This window comes from Methylomagnum ishizawai (genome assembly GCF_019670005.1).
In the GTDB taxonomy this organism is placed as follows: domain Bacteria; phylum Pseudomonadota; class Gammaproteobacteria; order Methylococcales; family Methylococcaceae; genus Methylomagnum; species Methylomagnum ishizawai.
This window is the reverse complement of sequence record NZ_AP019783.1, coordinates 2,398,440-2,413,632: the sequence shown is the minus strand read 5'-3', so window position 1 is coordinate 2,413,632 and position 15,193 is coordinate 2,398,440. Positions and strand designations below refer to the sequence as shown.

Sequence of the window (15,193 nt, the reverse complement as noted above, 5' to 3'; positions counted from 1 at the left end):
GGGGCGCAGTCCAATTCCCATGGAAGCGCCGGGCGGGGCGCTCAATTGCCCGGCCGGCCGGGACGCCTTGGAAGACTTCGATCCAGCCGGACGGCGGGAGTTCGCGGGCGGCGGCGGCGGACTTCCAAGCCACCCGCCGCCGCCGCTCGACCCGGCTTGAGTCCGGCCCCCATGTTGGGCCGATAATACCGGCGGGCGCGACATCCCGCGCTTCCCCACCCCCCAACCCCATCGTCCCGGAGTTCAGCATGGCGGACACCTCCAACACCCTCATCGGCCATCTCCTCGAAGTACGGGCGGGCCGCTTCCAAGGCCAGCTCCTGTCCGAGGCGGAAGGCTTCCAAGCCACGCTCGAAGTCGATGGCAAACCCGAAGTGGTCGGCCAGGTCGGCGCCTATATCTCGGTACGCCAGCACCAAAGCCGGATCCTCGGCCTTATCAACCACATCCAGGCCGACCGCACCGCCCTGAACGGCGCGTCCTGCCGTTCCGCCGCCGGCAGCCTCCTCTCCATCACCCCGCTGGGCGAGATCGATCCCAAGGGCGGTTTCCGCCGCGGGGTCGGGCGCTTCCCGACGCCGGGCGCGGAATTGCACATGGTCTCCGCCGCCGAGATCAACGCCATCTTCACCCACAACAAGCGCTTCGGCTTCACCCCGGCCTATCTCCGCAGCCATCCCACGGTGGGCGTGCATCTGGACCCGACCGCGATGTTCAGCCGCCATTTCGCCATCCTCGGCCAATCCGGCTCGGGCAAATCCTGGTCGGTCGCCAGCCTGATCCAACACATGGTCAAGGCCATGCCCAAGGCCCATATCATCCTGTTGGATTTGCACGGCGAGTATTACTGGACCGACAAGCAGGACATGCAGGTCTCCGCCGCCTTCAAGCCCGACCAAACCCGCCACCTCGACGCCCGCCGCCTGGAAATCCCCTATTGGCTGATGACCTTCGCCGAACTATGCGACCTGTTCATCGACCGCAACGACCCCGGCGCCTCGGTGCAGACCGCGTTCTTCCGCGAAACCATCCTGGCCCTCAAGCAACAATCGGCCAAGACCCTGGGGATGGAAACGGTGTCGCTGGATTCGCCCATCCATTTCCCGATCCAGGAGGTCTATAGGAGTTTCAAAGAAGCCAACGAGATGCGCACCGACTTCGGCAAGACCAAGGGTCCGCTGTTCGGGCAGTTCGACGAATTCCTCATCAAGCTGCACAGCCGCCTGAGCGATGTGCGCTACGACTTCCTGCTCAATCCCAAGCGCCGCAACCGTTCGGAAACCATGGTGGGGCTGCTGCGCGATTTCGTGGGGCTGGGCAACCCCAAACGGCAAATCACCGTGATCGACCTCAGCCCGGTGCCCTTCGATGTCAGGCCCACGGTGTCGGCCCAGATCGGGCGGCTGGCGTTCGAGTTCAATTACTGGAACCCCAAGAACCGGGAGTTCCCCATCCTACTGGTGTGCGAGGAAGCCCATTCCTATATTCCCCGCGAACACGGCACCCAGTACGAAGGCACCCGCAAATCCATGGAACGCATCGCCAAGGAAGGCCGCAAATACGGCGTGGGGCTGGCGGTGGTGACCCAAAGGCCCAAGGATTTGTCGGAAACCGTGCTGTCGCAGTGCGGCACCTATGTCTGCCTCCGCATCACCAACCCGGACGACCAAGCCTATGTCCGCAAGCTGGTGCCGGAAGGCGAGGCCGATTTGGTGGATATCCTCACCTCGCTGGGCCGGGGCGAGGCCATGATCCTGGGCGAGGCCATCCCGCTGCCAACCCGCAGCCAGATTTTCAAACCCGACCCCACGCCCAACAGCAACGACGCCGATTTCTACACCTATTGGCGGGAAGGCCCGGACGACCTCGATATGGACGGCATCGTCGAACGCTGGCGGCGGCAAGGCAAATAGGCGTCCCAACCCACTGCGAGGAGCGATCCCATGGTCCATTCAACCCGGTTTTTGCGCTTGATGCTGAGCCTATTATTGGCGGTGGCGGCGGGCTGCCGCTCCACCCCGCCCAAAGAACCCGGCCCGTTCCGCGACCCCGATTTCGCCGAGGTCATCCAACTCGACCCGCGCATCCACACCGATATCCGCTACGCCACGGCCAACAACTTCACCGGCCATCCGCTCTACCCCGAGCCCAAAGCCTTCCTGCAACGGCCCGCCGCCGAAGCCCTGGTCCGCGTCAACCGGAACCTGCTGGCATTGGGCTACGGCCTGTTGATCTACGACGCCTACCGGCCCTGGTCCGTGACCCAGGCGCTGTGGGATGCCGCCAGCCCGCACGAGCGGACCATCGGCTTCGTGGCCGATCCCAAAACCGGCTCCAAACACAACCGGGGCTGCGCAGTCGATGTCGGGCTGTACGAGTTGCGGACGGGGAAGGAAGTGGCGATGCCCAGCGGCTACGACGAATTCTCGGAACGGGCGCATCCCGACTACACAGGCGGCCCGCCCGAGACCCGGCGGATGCGGGATTTATTGCGGCGGGCGATGGAAACCCAGGGCTTCAGCGTGGACCCCAACGAATGGTGGCATTTCAACCACAAGGACTGGCGGGCCTATCGGGTGCTGGATACGAGCTTCGCCGAGCTGGCGCGGTAGGCCGCGCCCGGCTCAGCGGGAATAGACGCCGCCCATCTGGTAGCTGAAATCGCCCAGCGGCCGCATGAAGGTGAACGCCGCCGGGGCCAGCACCAGCATCTCGCTACTTTTCTGCAAGGCGTCGTGGGGCGGGGCGATGGAAGCGATACCGGCAAAAGGCGTGGTGGCGATGAACACCCCCGCCCCGCCCACGGTCAGCGCCAAACCGAAAGGCCGCAGCAACACCAGATCGGCCAGGATGGCGAATGGATGCAGGTTGCGTTCATCCCTGGGGTCGGCGGCGGCCCCGCCTGGAACCAGCGCGGCGCAAAGCAGGAACAAAGACAGGAACAAGCGTATTTTCATGGGGTTATCCTTCGAGATGGGTCGGTAGGGCTGAAAATGGGCAGAGTCTACACCATTGCCGCGCCCATCGTTATTGGCCACGCCGCCGGAAAGGATGGAACGGATTTCCTACCCAGCATAATCCCGGATTATCTCGGCAAGGAAACCAAGGCCCGGCAAAACCGCCCGGATAACGGTAATCCAGCGCCACCCCGCGCCCCGCCCGGCCCTTAATCGCCCGACGGGCCCGAGCATTAGCAATCGTTCCAAAATAACGGTATGCTTTGCACAGTTTGTCGCGGCGGCGGATAGTTCCCCGCCACGAGGATCGATCCGGCCCTTTCCCCCACGGACGCCACCCGGTGGCCTTTGACTCGCTTCCTTCCTCCAGCAAACCCAGCGCGGCCCCGCCGCGTCCCGTTAAACACCATCCGCCGCTTCGCACCCGTTCCCCAGCGGAACCCCAGGACAGGCGGAACTTAGGGATACTCCATGGCATTTTCTTCTCTCGGCCTCGATAAAGCCCTGCTGCGGGCCATCGCGGAACAGGGTTACACGGCACCCACGCCCATCCAGGCACAAGCCATTCCCGCCATACTCGCGGGCCGCGACCTGCTCGCCGCCGCCCAGACCGGCACCGGTAAAACCGCCGCCTTCACCCTGCCCCTCCTGCAAAAACTGCTCGACGCGGGCCGCACCGGCGAACGCTCGGCCCAGGGCCGCGCCCCCCGCGCCCTGATCCTGGCCCCCACCCGCGAACTCGCCGCCCAGGTCGGCGACAGCATCCGCGCCTATGGCAAACATACGGCGCTCCGCTCCGCCACCGTCTTCGGCGGCGTGGGGATGCAGCCCCAGATCGACGCCCTCAAACGCGGCCTCGATATCCTGGTCGCCACCCCCGGACGCCTGCTCGACCTGGTCGAGCAAGGCCAGGCCAAGCTGGGCGAAGTCGACTTCCTGGTGCTGGACGAAGCCGACCGCATGTTGGACATGGGCTTCATCCACGATATTAAACGCATCCTCTCGCTGCTGCCCAAGGTCAGGCAGAACCTCTTGTTCTCGGCCACCTTCTCGGCGGAGGTCCGGGCCTTGGCCGGCGGCCTGCTGCGCCATCCGCTCGGCATCGAGGTCGCCCCGCCCAACACCGCCGCCGCCAGCGTCAACCAGCGCGTCTACCATGTCGAGCGGGAATGCAAGCAAGCCTTGCTCGCCCACCTCCTGCACTCCCACGCTTGGGGCCAGACCCTGGTGTTCACCCGCACCAAGCACGGAGCCAACCGCCTGGCCCAGCAATTGGAGCGGGACGGCTTCCAGGTCGCGGTGATCCATGGCAACAAGAGCCAGTCGATCCGCACCAAAGCCCTGGAGGATTTCAAGCAGGACCGGGTGCAGGTGCTGGTCGCCACCGATATCGCCGCCCGGGGCCTCGATATCCGCGAGCTACCCCATGTGGTGAACTACGAACTGCCGAACATCCCGGCGGACTACGTCCACCGCATCGGCCGCACGGGCCGGGCCGGGGCCGTCGGCGAAGCGGTGTCCCTGGTGTCCGAGGACGAGAAAGAACTGCTCAGGGATATCGAGCGGCTGCTGGGACGCAGGCTCCCGGCGCAAGTGGCGATGGCGGAAAAAAGCCCCGGCCACCCGTCAGGCGAAGCGCCGCCGCCCTACCGGAGCCGCCCGCGCGGCCCCCATCCCGAACGGCGCTCCGCGGGACGCCGCGGGACGCATGGGCCGCGCCGCCGCGCCCTTTGAGCCAGCGGCGGGCCGTTCCGGTGCCAGGGCCGGGCTTGGAAATAACGACGAACGGCGTGGCAGATTCAAGCGGGCGAAGCTCCAGCCGATACCCTGGCGATGGAGCTTCGGCCCCTCTTCGAGGAATGAACCGCCGCGCAGGGCTTCGGTCCGTGCGTGGTCGGAAACCTCCGCGAGGGAAATGCGGAGGATGGCCTGGGGCATGAAACCCCTGGCCGGTAGGGAGCGGTAAAACAAGTCTCCACGGGATTCGGGAATATCCATAGGGATAGCCACCTACAGAATCCCGGACGGAAACATTGTTTATTTATGGGTGAATCGGCGAGCTCGTCACAAGTTGCTCGGTCGGGTCTGGTTCGTGAGTTATGTTCTATCTGTCTTTAGGAGTTTTCTGTGAGTAAGAAATTGTACGTCGGCAACTTGAGCTATTCCGTCAACAATAGCGAGCTGGAGCAAATGTTCGCCCCGCACGGCACGGTGGAATCCGCGCACGTCATCACCGACCGCGATACCGGCCGCTCCAAGGGTTTCGGCTTCGTGGAAATGGGTTCCGACCAGCAGGCCCAGGCGGCCATCGCCGCCCTGCACGGCAAGGAAGTCGGCGGCCGCAGCCTGACCGTCAACGAAGCCCGGCCCCGCGAGGACCGCGGTGAAGGCGGCGGCGGCGGTGGCTTCGGCGGCAAGCGGGGTGGCGGATTCGGTGGCGGTCGCCGCTTCTAATCCCTTCCTTGCGGCGGGCCGGTCCCACCGGGACCGGCCCGCCGTTTCAATCCCCGATCCCCCTGGGCTTCGCACCGGCCCGGAACGGGTCCCCGCGCCGCGATCCAGCGGAAACCGCCGCGAGCCGGGAACTTCGATCCACCCGTGGCGAACATCCGCGCCAAGCGGGGTTCGCGCCCCGGTTGGTTGGAAGCGGTCCGGCGCGGCGGGATACTAGAGGATACGCGCCATCACCAAGGCGTCTTCGCGGCCCTTACGGGCGGGGTAGTAATCGCGGCGGGTGCCGATCTCGTTGAAGCCCATCCTCTGGTAGAGCCTGATGGCGGCCTGGTTGGAGGGACGGACTTCCAGGAACATGCTCTCGGCGCGGTGGCTCTGCGCCACCTCGATCAGCTTGCCCAGCATCAGCGCCCCGAAACCCCGGCCCTGGCTCTGGGGGGAGACGCAAAGGTTCAGCACATGCGATTCCCCCGCCCCCACCGAACAAATGCCATAGGCCAAGACCTGCCCGCCCTTTTCCCCGACCCAGCAGCAATAGCCCACGTTGAAGCAATCCTTGAAGGTGGCGGGTTCCCAGGGGAATTCGTAGGCGGATTGCTCGATGGCGCAGACGGTTTTCAAATCGGATTTACGCATGGGCCGCAGCACCATTTCGGCGGACTCCGCGAGGCTGGGGAAATGTTTGCAATAGAACTCGGTTTCGGCGTCGTAGCTGATCCAGCGCTTGAGGGCATCGAGTAGCTCGGACATGGGGGTTCCTGCGCGGGGCTTATTGTTGTTGTCGTTGGCGGAAGGTGTGGAGGGCCAGTTTCAAGTCCTCCCAGGCCCGGCGTTTTTCGGTCTGCGAGCGCAGCAGGTAGGCCGGATGGAAAGTCACCACCAGTGGGATTCCCTGGTAGGCATACACCTGGCCGCGTAGTTTACCGATGGGCGTGGCGGTTTTTAACAGGTTCTGGGCGGCGATGCGGCCCACGGCGACGATGATATCGGGCCGCACCAGGGCCAACTGGGCCTTGAGGTAGTTTTCGCAGGCGGCGGCTTCCTCGGGGGCGGGATCGCGGTTCTTGGGCGGGCGGCATTTCAGGACGTTGGCGATATAGACCGCCTCCCGCTTGAGGCCGATGGCCCGGATCATCTCGTTGAGCAATTGCCCGGCCCGGCCCACGAAGGGTTCGCCCTGCAAGTCCTCCTGCTCGCCGGGCGCCTCGCCGATGAACATCCACCGCGCCTCGCGGTCGCCCACGCCGAACACGGTCTGGGTGCGGGTCAGGTGCAAGGGGCAGGCGGTGCAGGCCGCGACCTGGGCGGCGAGATCGTCCCAATGGTGGGGACAAGCCGGTGCCGGGACGCCGGGGGGAGGCACAGGAACCGGGTTCGGCAGGGACGGCGGGATTAACAGCGGTTCGGGCGGAAGCATCGGCGGCGGCTCCGGTTCGGGAGGCAACGCCATCGCGGGCGGTTCGACGGTGGGAATCACATCCTCCGGGACGGGCGGCACGGTGGCGTTCTCCGGTTCCCCCACAGCGGGGATTTCGAGGGTTCGGGCGGCAGGCACGGGCGCATAGGGCGCGGCCATGCGCGGCACCCAGGCGTCGATGCCCATGGCTTTGAGATAATCGAGACGGCGTTGATCTGGCGACATGGCGCGGACGGGAACGGCGCGGAGCCGTCCCCTCAAGCCCGGTGGGGGTTAAACATCGCCCGCCACTTGCGGATGCATCCGCTCGCGCGGCAGCAGCAGCTTGTTGACGGCGTTGATATACGCCTTGGCCGAGGCGATCACGATATCGGTGTCCGCGCCCTGGCCGTTGACGATGCGTCCGCCCTTCTCCAGGCGGACGGTGACTTCGCCCTGGGCGTCGGTGCCGGTGGTGATGCTATTGACCGAATACAACACCAGATGCGACTGGGTATCGACCAAGGACTCGATGGCCTTGAGGCTGGCATCGACCGCCCCGCCGCCGCTGCCGGTGCCGGTCACTTCCTGGTGGTCGAAGCGCAGGGTCACACGGGCGCACGGCACTTCGCCGGTTTCGGAACACACCTTGAGCGACACCAAACGCACCCGCTCGTCCTCGGCCTCGCTGGCGGCCTCGGTGATGAGCGCCTGCAAATCCTCGTCGAAAATCTCATGCTTCTTGTCGGCCAGTTCCTTGAAGCGCTGGAAGGCGTCGTTCAATTCGGCCTCGGACGTGAATTCGATGCCGAGTTCCTGCACGCGGGTCTTGAAGGCGTTGCGCCCGGAATGCTTGCCCAAGACCATGCGGTTGGCGGTCCAGCCCACATCCTCGGCCCGCATGATTTCGTAGGTCTCGCGGTGTTTCAGCACGCCATCCTGGTGGATGCCGGATTCATGGGCGAAGGCGTTGGCCCCGACGATGGCCTTGTTGGGCTGTACCGGGAAGCCGGTGATGCTCGACACCAGCTTGGAACACACCACGATCTCGCGGGTATCGATGTCCACATGGCAAGGGAACACGTCCTTGCGGGTCTTCACCGCCATGACGATTTCTTCCAGGGCGGCGTTGCCCGCCCGTTCGCCCAGGCCGTTGATGGTGCATTCGACCTGCCGCGCCCCGTTGAGGACCGCCGACAGCGAATTCGCCACTGCCAGTCCCAAATCGTTATGGCAATGCACCGAGAACACCGCCTTGTCCGAATTGGGGATGCGCTCGCGCAACCGGCGGAGGGTGGCCCCGAATTGCTCCGGGAGGCTATAGCCCACGGTGTCCGGGATGTTCAAGGTGGTGGCCCCGGCGTCGATGACGGCTTCCAGGATGCGGCAGAGGAAATCTTCTTCGGACCGCCCCGCGTCCTCCGGCGAGAATTCCACGTTGTCGGTATATTGCAGCGCCCGTTTCACGGCGCGGACCGCGTGTTCGACCACCTGGTCCTGCTCCATCCTGAGTTTGCGCTGCATATGGATGGGCGAGGTGGCGATGAAGGTATGGATACGCGCCCGCTTGGCGTCTTTCAGCGCCTCGCCGGCTTGGTCGATATCGCGGTCGAGGGCGCGGGCCAGGCCGCACACCACCGATTCCCGCACGGCGCGGGCCACCGCCTGCACCGCCTCGAAATCCCCCGGACTCGCCGCCGGGAAGCCGGCCTCGATCACATCCACCCGCAGCCGCTCCAAAGCTTTGGCGATGCGGACCTTCTCGTCGCGGGTCATGGACGCGCCCGGACTCTGCTCGCCGTCGCGTAAAGTCGTATCGAAAATAATGAGTTTGTCGCTCATGGAAATCCCCGTGAATCTAAAGCCTTCCCCCGGTGCGGGGGCCGGAAAATACGTGCGCTGGAATGAGGAAAGGTATGGATGACTGCCCCTCAGGGCAGCAGCAGGGCGAGCGTAAGCAGGCGCGGGACGGCGCGGCTGGCGGTGTCGGCGATGGGCGGGCGGTGCTGGAACATGGCGGCCTTGGCTGAAGCAAGGCGGACACTATAAAGGCCGGGCGCTTCGGAGACAAGCCATTCCATTCAAACCGGATTGGCCGGAATCCCCCCCAGCCGGATAATACCCCGTTCCCAGCCCACCCGAGGATTCCCCGATGACCACAACGCCCGATGTTCCCGCCGTTTCCAGTATGCCCGGAATCCTCTACGGCACGGCCTGGAAAAAAGAACGCACCGCCGAACTGGTGGAACTCGCGATCCGGCAAGGCTTCCGGGGCATCGACACCGCCTGCCAGCCCAAGCATTACCACGAACCCGGCGTCGGCGAGGGCTTGGCGGCCTGCCTGGGCGCGGGCTTGCGGCGCGGCGACTTCTACCTGCAAACCAAATTCACGCCGCTCGACGGCCAAGACCCGGCGCGGATTCCCTACGACCCCAAGGCTCCCCTGGCCGAACAGGTCCGGCAATCGTTCGCGGCGTCCCTGGAAAACCTCCGCACCGACTATCTCGACTGCCTGGTGTTGCATTCGCCCTTGCGGCAGGAACGGGAAACCCTGGAAGTGTGGCGGGCCATGGAAGACTTGCACGATGGCGGCGCGGTCAAGCGCTTGGGCATCAGCAATTGCTACCAACCGGGCCTATTGGAAAACCTCCACCGCGAGGCCCGCATCAAGCCGACGGTGGTGCAAAACCGTTTCTATGCCGAAACCGGCTACGACCGCGAAATCCGCGAATTCTGCCAAAAGCACGGCATGGTTTATCAAAGCTTCTGGACCCTCACCGCCAATCCCAAACTGCTGGAACACGCCACGGTGAAGCAACTCGCCGCCCAGCACCAGCGCACCCCGGCGCAAATCCTGTTCCGCTATTTGACCCAGATCGGCATCGTGCCCCTGACCGGGACCGGTTCGGCGGAGCATATGCGGGAGGATTTGGGGATATTCGGGTTCGCGTTGGACGGGAAGGAATGCGGGAAGATGGGGCGGTTGATCCGGGGTTGATGTATTTGGCCTGACCGGATTACCTTTTATTTTGCCTGGGTTTAGACTCTTGGATTGGCAAAACATGGATATCCTCATCCCAAACCGATATAAAACGAGTATTCGTCATCACCTCAACCAACATACCAACAGCATATTTATTATTAAATTTCGTATAAAAATCTTCACCACACGCATCCTTCACGAAAAAAATTTCAACATCCTGGCCTTTTTTGGGCTTGCGAGTGAACTGTTTAGTAACTTTTATCTTTAGCCCTTCGCTTCCAGGCCGGTCCAAGTCCTCATCAAAATTGGATGGGGTCACGAAGCCCATAATTTTTCCGATAAAGTGCGCGGTTTTTTCATCGGGTTTGGCAATCTCAGTGCCATCGGGACGTTGGATAGTATCCACAAATGCAGGACGACAGCCATAAACAATTATCGGCCCCATCGCCAACACGACATATAAAATGATATTCAACAAGCGAAACATGGGCTAAATCTCCAAATATTTCGGCAATCAAGGCGGCGCAGCATACGCGCCGCGCCGCCCCTTTCCTCAAGCCAAAAACACCCGCTCCAACGCCCCCCGAGACACATTCCCCCGCCTATCCTCGGCCTCGATGTAATACCTCACCTCCCCCGCCCCGACCGGCAAGGCGGCGGTGAAATATTCCGCCGTCGCCCTGGCCCCGGTTTCGGAAGGATAAGCCCCATGGTTCCGCATCTTCAGCCGGGTTTCCCCGCCCGCCGTCCGTAGCACCAAATCCACCCGCTCCAGCCCCGACACGTCGGACACGAAGCTATGCACCACGCCCTCGCGCGGCGCGTCCAGCAGGCAGCCCTGCCCCCAGCGCTTGCCGCCCGGATTCTCCGGCGTGACCCAGGGCGCGAAAAGGGTCGGCCCGGTGCGGTCGCGGCCCGCCCGCACCACCGCCTCCACCTCGCCCTGGATGCGGCTATGGGCCAGATTGGCGGCATTAGTCACCTGCTGGTCCCACACCCGCTGCCCGGTCCAGTACCAATAGCAACTGGTCTCGGCGGTCAACATCAGGCGCACCGCCTCGGCCAGGGCGGGCGATCCGGTCCCCGCTTCCTCCAGCGTGTACACCGCGTTCTGCAAGGCGGTCAGCACCGCCCAGGAATTGAGATCGGGCGAATACGGCTGGTCGTAGCGGCTGAACCACTTCATGAACTGGGGATCGCCGTTGTCGGCCCCGCTCCACGAACCCGGCTCGATATGCACCACCCGCTTTGGGTCGGGCGGGAAGCGCCGCAGATAGTCCTCCACCGTGGTCAGTTCGAAGCGCGGATCGTTTTGGAGCCAGCGCACCATGGCCCCGGTATTGTGGCGGTAATAGCTGTCGGCCCCGCCGCCGTGGTTGTCGCCGTCGGAATGCAGCAGGAAGAACGGCGGATGTTCGGGATCGAAACTCCCGGTTTCCGCCACGCGGTCGTAGACCTGCCCCAGCACATCGGGATATTGCAAGGCACCGAAGCCGCCACGGGCATCCTCGTTGCCGATATAGCGCTCGGCGGGCACGGCGATGATTTTATGGAGCCGCCCGTCCGGGTCTTCGTAGCCGACATATTCGGGCCGCAGCAACGTGGGCGAAATCTTCGAGCCGGCCCAGATGTTGCGCAATTGCAGCCAATCGTCCACCGGCGGATTGGCCTGTTCCGCCGGGTTGGGCGGCAACATCCCTTCCCCCAGCCCGGCATAGGGATAGTCGCGGCAGGCGCGGTAGCGGTGGATGGAGTCGTAGATCACCGCCTCGATCCCGGCCTCCAGCAAGGCCGGGATCATCCGCACATGGAAGGCGGTTTCCGGCGGGAACAACACCCGCGACGCCTCGGCCCCGAAAGCGGCGCGGACGATGCCCCGGTGCCATTCGATCTGGCGCACGATGTCGCGGTGCGGAATCAAGGCCATCAGCGGATGGAAAAAGCCGAAGGCCGAGAACGACAGCCGGGGATTCCCCAGCGCGGTCCTAGCCTCAGCCATGCCGCGCAGCGCCCCGTTCCAGCCGGAAAAACCGCCGCCGCACCAGCCCCGCTCGGCGCAGCGGTCCAGTTGCTCGATCAGGGAGCCGCTCCAACTGGTGGAAAGCCCCGCATGCGGCAAACCGCCGTCGATGTACTGCCGCACCGCCTCGGGCACGAAGCCGGTATAGTTGCCGACCCGCGAGCCGAAGATACCGTCCTTCTCACCGTCCCAGTAATCGCGGTCGGTGGTGTCGTAGTACGGTTGGTGCATATGCTTATGGATGCCGAAATACACCTTGACCGGCCCGCCGCCCTGGACCGAAACGCGGATTTCCGGCTTGGGTTGGATCGGCAACGTCATCCTCAGCGTGCGGTATTCCTTGACCCAATCGCCGCCGCCCGCCCGTCCCAGGTCGGCCTGGCGGCAGCCTTCGATTTGCACGGTGATTTCGCCCGCCAACAACAAACCGGCGGGCACGGTGGCGATATAGGTCCACACGCCGTCCGCGCCCTCCTCCCAGCGGATGGCCGCGCCGTTGATGAGCTTCTGCTGGCCCTGGCCGTGCAGGATTACTTGTGGAAACGGAATCGCGCCATCGGCGGCGAACCCGACCTCGAACTCGGGATTCTTGCCGGTCGCGGCCCCGTCGAGCCGCTCGGGAATGTCGATCTTCACGAACCTGGAAAACACAGTCATGGCTTGCCCCATTCAACACGAAGAAAGGATGCGCCGGATCGAACCCGATACGGCGTTGCGCGAATTATGCTTGAGATCGATGGCGTTGGGCGCGGCCCTGTTGGCCTGGGGCATGGCGGAAGCCGGGGATGGGTCGGGCCGGGTGTTGCGGGTGCATGACGGGGACACGCTGACGGTGTTGCGGGCGGGCCACGAAGTCACGGTGCGCCTGAACGGGATCGACGCGCCCGAACTGGAACAAGCCCATGGCACGGCGGCCCGGCAAGCGCTGGCGGGCCTGTGCCTCAATCGCGAAGCCCGCATCCACGACCAGGGCATCGACAAATATGGCCGGACCCTGGGCCGGGTGGATTGTGGCGGGATCGACGCCAACGCCGAGCAGGTGAAGGCGGGCCACGCCTGGTTCTATGCCCAATACAGCCAGGACGGAACCTTGCGCGGCTACGAGGCCGAAGCGCGGCGGCGGCGGATCGGCCTGTGGGCGGCGCGGAACCCCCAGCCGCCTTGGGAATTCCGCCACCCGGACGGCAATGCCCACGGCAGCGGACAGCGCGAGGTCCGGCGCGGCGGCCTCTGCGGGGCCAAGCGCACTTGCGGCGAGATGGCGGATTGCGGCGAGGCGCTGTTCTATCTCCAGCGCTGCGGGGTCAAGCGCCTGGACAGCGACAAGGACGGCGTGCCCTGCGAATCCTTATGCCAGGGCGCGTCCCCGCCCTGGCCCTGAGGACCGATGGGCCGGCGTCCAAACCAACGCCCGGAATCTTCCGTACCCCCACGCGCTAGCGGGGGCGATAGCCCGAACGGTCTTGGGGGTACGAGGGATACGGATCGGAACGCTCCTGGTTGCGGTCCATGGCATAGCCGACCGCCCCGCCCGCCACGGCACCCAGCGCCCCCCCGGTCACGGCCCCGTTGCCACGCCCCCCGTCGGCGGCGTAGCCCAGCAGGGCACCCCCCGCCGCCCCCACGGCGGCCCCGGTCAGCGCCCCGCCATAGCCGGGCTGGCCATAACCATAGTTGCCGGGCGCGGCGCAGGCGGATAGGGTCGCGACGCAAGCCAGGATGCTCAAGATGCGGTTCGGGGTGTTCATGGCGTTTTTCCTCTGTGATCGAACGAGCCGGGACGGAGTATCGGCCTGGACCGGTGAATGGAGGCTGAACGCCCGGAACCCCCGCCCTCATTCCACCCAATCGAACGTCCGCGTCACCGCCTTCTTCCAACCCGCGTACAGCCGTTCGCGGGTCGCGGGGGCCAGGGTAGGCGACCACTCCCGGTCGCGCCGCCACAGTCCGCGCAATTCCTCCACATCGCGCCAAAACCCCACCGCCAAACCGGCGGCATAGGCCGCGCCCAGCGCCGTGGTCTCGGCGATGGCCGGGCGCACCACCGGCAATCCCAACACATCGGCCTGGAATCCCATCAGCAGCTCGTTCGCCACCATGCCGCCATCGACCTTGAGTTCCGCCAGGGTCTGGCCGGTTTCATCGCGCATGGCATCGAGGATTTCGCGGGTCTGGTAGGCGGCGGCTTCCAGGGCGGCGCGGGCGAAATGGCCTTTGTTGACATAGCGGGTCAGGCCGACGATGGCTCCGCGGGCATCGCTCCGCCAATAGGGCGCGAACAGCCCGGAAAAGGCCGGCACGATGTAGATGCCGCCATTGTCCTGGACGGTCGCGGCCAGGGCCTCGACCTCGTCGGCGCTGTCGATCAGCCCCAGGTTGTCGCGCAGCCACTGCACCAGCGCCCCCGTCACCGCCACCGAACCTTCCAGGGCGTAGACCGGCGGTTCCGAGCCCAGGCGGTAGGCCACCGTGGTCAACAAACCCTGGCGCGACACCACCGGCTCCCGTCCGGTGTTGAGCAGCATGAAGCAGCCCGTGCCATAGGTGTTCTTGGCCTCGCCCGGCGCAAAACAGCCCTGCCCGAACAAGGCCGCCTGCTGATCGCCCAAATCCCCGGCCAGGGGCACGCCGCTCAAGCTTCCCACGCCCAGGCCGTAAACCTCAGAGGAAGCATGGATTTCCGGGAGCAAGGGGCGCGGGATCGCCATGGCTTCCAACAACCCGGCATCCCAATCCAGCCGGGCCAAATCCATCAACAGGGTACGCGAGGCATTGCTGGGATCGGTGATATGGACGCCGCCCCTGGGACCGCCGCTCAGGTTCCAAATCAACCAGGTGTCGATGGTGCCGCACAGCAGTTCGCCGCACTCCGCCCTGGCCCGCGCCCCCTCCACATGGTCCAGCAGCCAGCCCAGCTTGGGACCGGAAAAATAGGTCGCGATGGGCAGGCCGGTGCGCTCCCGGAAGCGGTCCTGGCCGGATGTCCCGGCCAGCCGCCCACACAACTCGGCGGTGCGGGTATCCTGCCAGACGATGGCGTTATGGACCGGCCTGCCGGTTTCCCGCTCCCACAACACCACCGTCTCGCGCTGGTTGGCGATGCCGACGGCGGCGAGTTGGGACGCGGCCAGCCCCGCCCGCTCCAGCGCCCCCGCCACCACGGCCTGGGTCTGGGCGAGGATTTCCAAGGGATCGTGTTCAACCCAGCCGGGCCGGGGATAAAATTGGCGGTGTTCGCGTTGGGCGCGTGCGATTTCGCGGCCTTGGCGGTCGAAAATAAGACAACGGGTACTGGTGGTACCCTGGTCTATGGCGGCGAGGTATGGGTTCATCGTTGGGTGGCTCATAGGGTGGGGAGCTTGCGGCTACGATTATCGCAAAGC

General features: G+C 64.9%; 15 protein-coding genes. 6 read left to right on the top strand and 9 right to left on the bottom strand.

Annotated features, from left to right (window positions below; all coding sequences use genetic code 11):
* The first annotated feature begins 248 nt into the window (after positions 1–248).
* A complete protein-coding gene (locus K5658_RS10980; RefSeq protein WP_221063183.1) occupies positions 249–1,913 on the top strand; it encodes an ATP-binding protein in 1,665 nt (554 codons plus the stop codon).
* A 30-nt stretch (positions 1,914–1,943) separates the two neighbouring features.
* On the top strand, positions 1,944–2,612 hold the full coding sequence (locus K5658_RS10975) for a M15 family metallopeptidase (protein WP_246628423.1): 669 nt from the start codon (positions 1,944–1,946) through the stop codon (positions 2,610–2,612).
* Between the two features lie 12 nt (positions 2,613–2,624).
* Here K5658_RS10975 and K5658_RS10970 read toward each other — a convergent pair whose 3' ends face one another.
* A complete protein-coding gene (locus tag K5658_RS10970; protein WP_221063182.1) occupies positions 2,625–2,957 on the bottom strand; it encodes a hypothetical protein in 333 nt (110 codons plus the stop codon).
* A 471-nt stretch (positions 2,958–3,428) separates the two neighbouring features.
* Between K5658_RS10970 and K5658_RS10965 the strand changes: the two genes are divergently transcribed.
* Positions 3,429–4,691: a DEAD/DEAH box helicase gene (locus tag K5658_RS10965; RefSeq protein ID WP_221063181.1), complete on the top strand. Its 1,263-nt coding sequence runs from the start codon at positions 3,429–3,431 to the stop codon at positions 4,689–4,691.
* 393 nt (positions 4,692–5,084) lie between these two features.
* Entirely contained in the window at positions 5,085–5,411 is a 327-nt protein-coding gene (locus tag K5658_RS10960) for an RNA recognition motif domain-containing protein (protein ID WP_221063180.1), read from the top strand.
* Positions 5,412–5,624: 213 nt separating this feature from the next.
* On the opposite strand, the gene rimI is transcribed toward K5658_RS10960, so the two are convergent.
* The 4 genes from rimI to K5658_RS10940 form a co-directional block, all read right to left on the bottom strand.
* Complete coding sequence (gene rimI, locus K5658_RS10955) at positions 5,625–6,161, bottom strand: ribosomal protein S18-alanine N-acetyltransferase (RefSeq protein ID WP_221063179.1); 537 nt, start codon at positions 6,159–6,161, stop codon at positions 5,625–5,627.
* Between the two features lie 19 nt (positions 6,162–6,180).
* On the bottom strand, positions 6,181–7,053 hold the full coding sequence (locus tag K5658_RS10950) for a uracil-DNA glycosylase (RefSeq protein WP_221063178.1): 873 nt from the start codon (positions 7,051–7,053) through the stop codon (positions 6,181–6,183).
* Between the two features lie 48 nt (positions 7,054–7,101).
* Positions 7,102–8,649 (bottom strand): 2-isopropylmalate synthase, encoded by a 1,548-nt coding sequence (locus K5658_RS10945; protein WP_221063177.1) that lies wholly within the window; start codon positions 8,647–8,649, stop codon positions 7,102–7,104.
* An 89-nt stretch (positions 8,650–8,738) separates the two neighbouring features.
* Entirely contained in the window at positions 8,739–8,888 is a 150-nt protein-coding gene (locus tag K5658_RS10940; RefSeq protein ID WP_221063176.1) for a hypothetical protein, read from the bottom strand.
* A gap of 71 nt (positions 8,889–8,959) precedes the next feature.
* Here K5658_RS10940 and K5658_RS10935 point away from each other — a divergent pair, with 71 nt between their 5' ends.
* The gene (locus K5658_RS10935) at positions 8,960–9,805 is read left to right on the top strand and encodes an aldo/keto reductase family protein (RefSeq protein WP_221063175.1); all 846 of its coding nucleotides are present in this window, start codon (positions 8,960–8,962) and stop codon (positions 9,803–9,805) included.
* Between the two features lie 19 nt (positions 9,806–9,824).
* Here K5658_RS10935 and K5658_RS10930 read toward each other — a convergent pair whose 3' ends face one another.
* Complete coding sequence (locus tag K5658_RS10930; protein ID WP_221063174.1) at positions 9,825–10,277, bottom strand: hypothetical protein; 453 nt, start codon at positions 10,275–10,277, stop codon at positions 9,825–9,827.
* Positions 10,278–10,343: 66 nt separating this feature from the next.
* Positions 10,344–12,467, bottom strand: coding sequence for a polysaccharide deacetylase family protein (locus K5658_RS10925; RefSeq protein ID WP_221063173.1), 2,124 nt, complete (start codon positions 12,465–12,467; stop codon positions 10,344–10,346).
* Here K5658_RS10925 and K5658_RS10920 point away from each other — a divergent pair.
* Positions 12,466–13,191 carry a thermonuclease family protein gene (locus K5658_RS10920; RefSeq protein WP_221063172.1) on the top strand — a complete coding sequence of 242 codons (726 nt, stop codon included), beginning with the start codon at positions 12,466–12,468 and terminating at the stop codon, positions 13,189–13,191. The two genes, K5658_RS10925 and K5658_RS10920, sit on opposite strands and share 2 nt — an antisense overlap.
* 55 nt (positions 13,192–13,246) lie before the next feature.
* Here the strand turns inward: K5658_RS10920 and K5658_RS10915 are convergent, their stop codons facing one another.
* Both K5658_RS10915 and glpK read right to left on the bottom strand, forming a co-directional pair.
* Positions 13,247–13,558, bottom strand: coding sequence for a glycine zipper domain-containing protein (locus K5658_RS10915; RefSeq protein ID WP_221063171.1), 312 nt, complete (start codon positions 13,556–13,558; stop codon positions 13,247–13,249).
* Positions 13,559–13,645: 87 nt separating this feature from the next.
* Positions 13,646–15,142, bottom strand: coding sequence for a glycerol kinase GlpK (glpK, locus tag K5658_RS10910; protein ID WP_221063170.1), 1,497 nt, complete (start codon positions 15,140–15,142; stop codon positions 13,646–13,648).
* Positions 15,143–15,193: the final 51 nt, after the last annotated feature.

Coding starts and splice junctions, on each gene's coding strand:
- K5658_RS10920 (WP_221063172.1), top strand. CDS start 12,466: ATGGCTTGCCCCATTCAACACGAAGAAAGGATGCGCCGGATCGAACCC.
- K5658_RS10975 (WP_246628423.1), top strand. CDS start 1,944: ATGGTCCATTCAACCCGGTTTTTGCGCTTGATGCTGAGCCTATTATTG.
- K5658_RS10965 (WP_221063181.1), top strand. CDS start 3,429: ATGGCATTTTCTTCTCTCGGCCTCGATAAAGCCCTGCTGCGGGCCATC.
- K5658_RS10945 (WP_221063177.1), bottom strand. CDS start 8,649: ATGAGCGACAAACTCATTATTTTCGATACGACTTTACGCGACGGCGAG.
- K5658_RS10930 (WP_221063174.1), bottom strand. CDS start 10,277: ATGTTTCGCTTGTTGAATATCATTTTATATGTCGTGTTGGCGATGGGG.
- K5658_RS10950 (WP_221063178.1), bottom strand. CDS start 7,053: ATGTCGCCAGATCAACGCCGTCTCGATTATCTCAAAGCCATGGGCATC.
- K5658_RS10925 (WP_221063173.1), bottom strand. CDS start 12,467: ATGACTGTGTTTTCCAGGTTCGTGAAGATCGACATTCCCGAGCGGCTC.
- K5658_RS10915 (WP_221063171.1), bottom strand. CDS start 13,558: ATGAACACCCCGAACCGCATCTTGAGCATCCTGGCTTGCGTCGCGACC.
- rimI (WP_221063179.1), bottom strand. CDS start 6,161: ATGTCCGAGCTACTCGATGCCCTCAAGCGCTGGATCAGCTACGACGCC.
- glpK (WP_221063170.1), bottom strand. CDS start 15,142: ATGAACCCATACCTCGCCGCCATAGACCAGGGTACCACCAGTACCCGT.
- K5658_RS10940 (WP_221063176.1), bottom strand. CDS start 8,888: ATGGAATGGCTTGTCTCCGAAGCGCCCGGCCTTTATAGTGTCCGCCTT.
- K5658_RS10935 (WP_221063175.1), top strand. CDS start 8,960: ATGACCACAACGCCCGATGTTCCCGCCGTTTCCAGTATGCCCGGAATC.
- K5658_RS10980 (WP_221063183.1), top strand. CDS start 249: ATGGCGGACACCTCCAACACCCTCATCGGCCATCTCCTCGAAGTACGG.
- K5658_RS10970 (WP_221063182.1), bottom strand. CDS start 2,957: ATGAAAATACGCTTGTTCCTGTCTTTGTTCCTGCTTTGCGCCGCGCTG.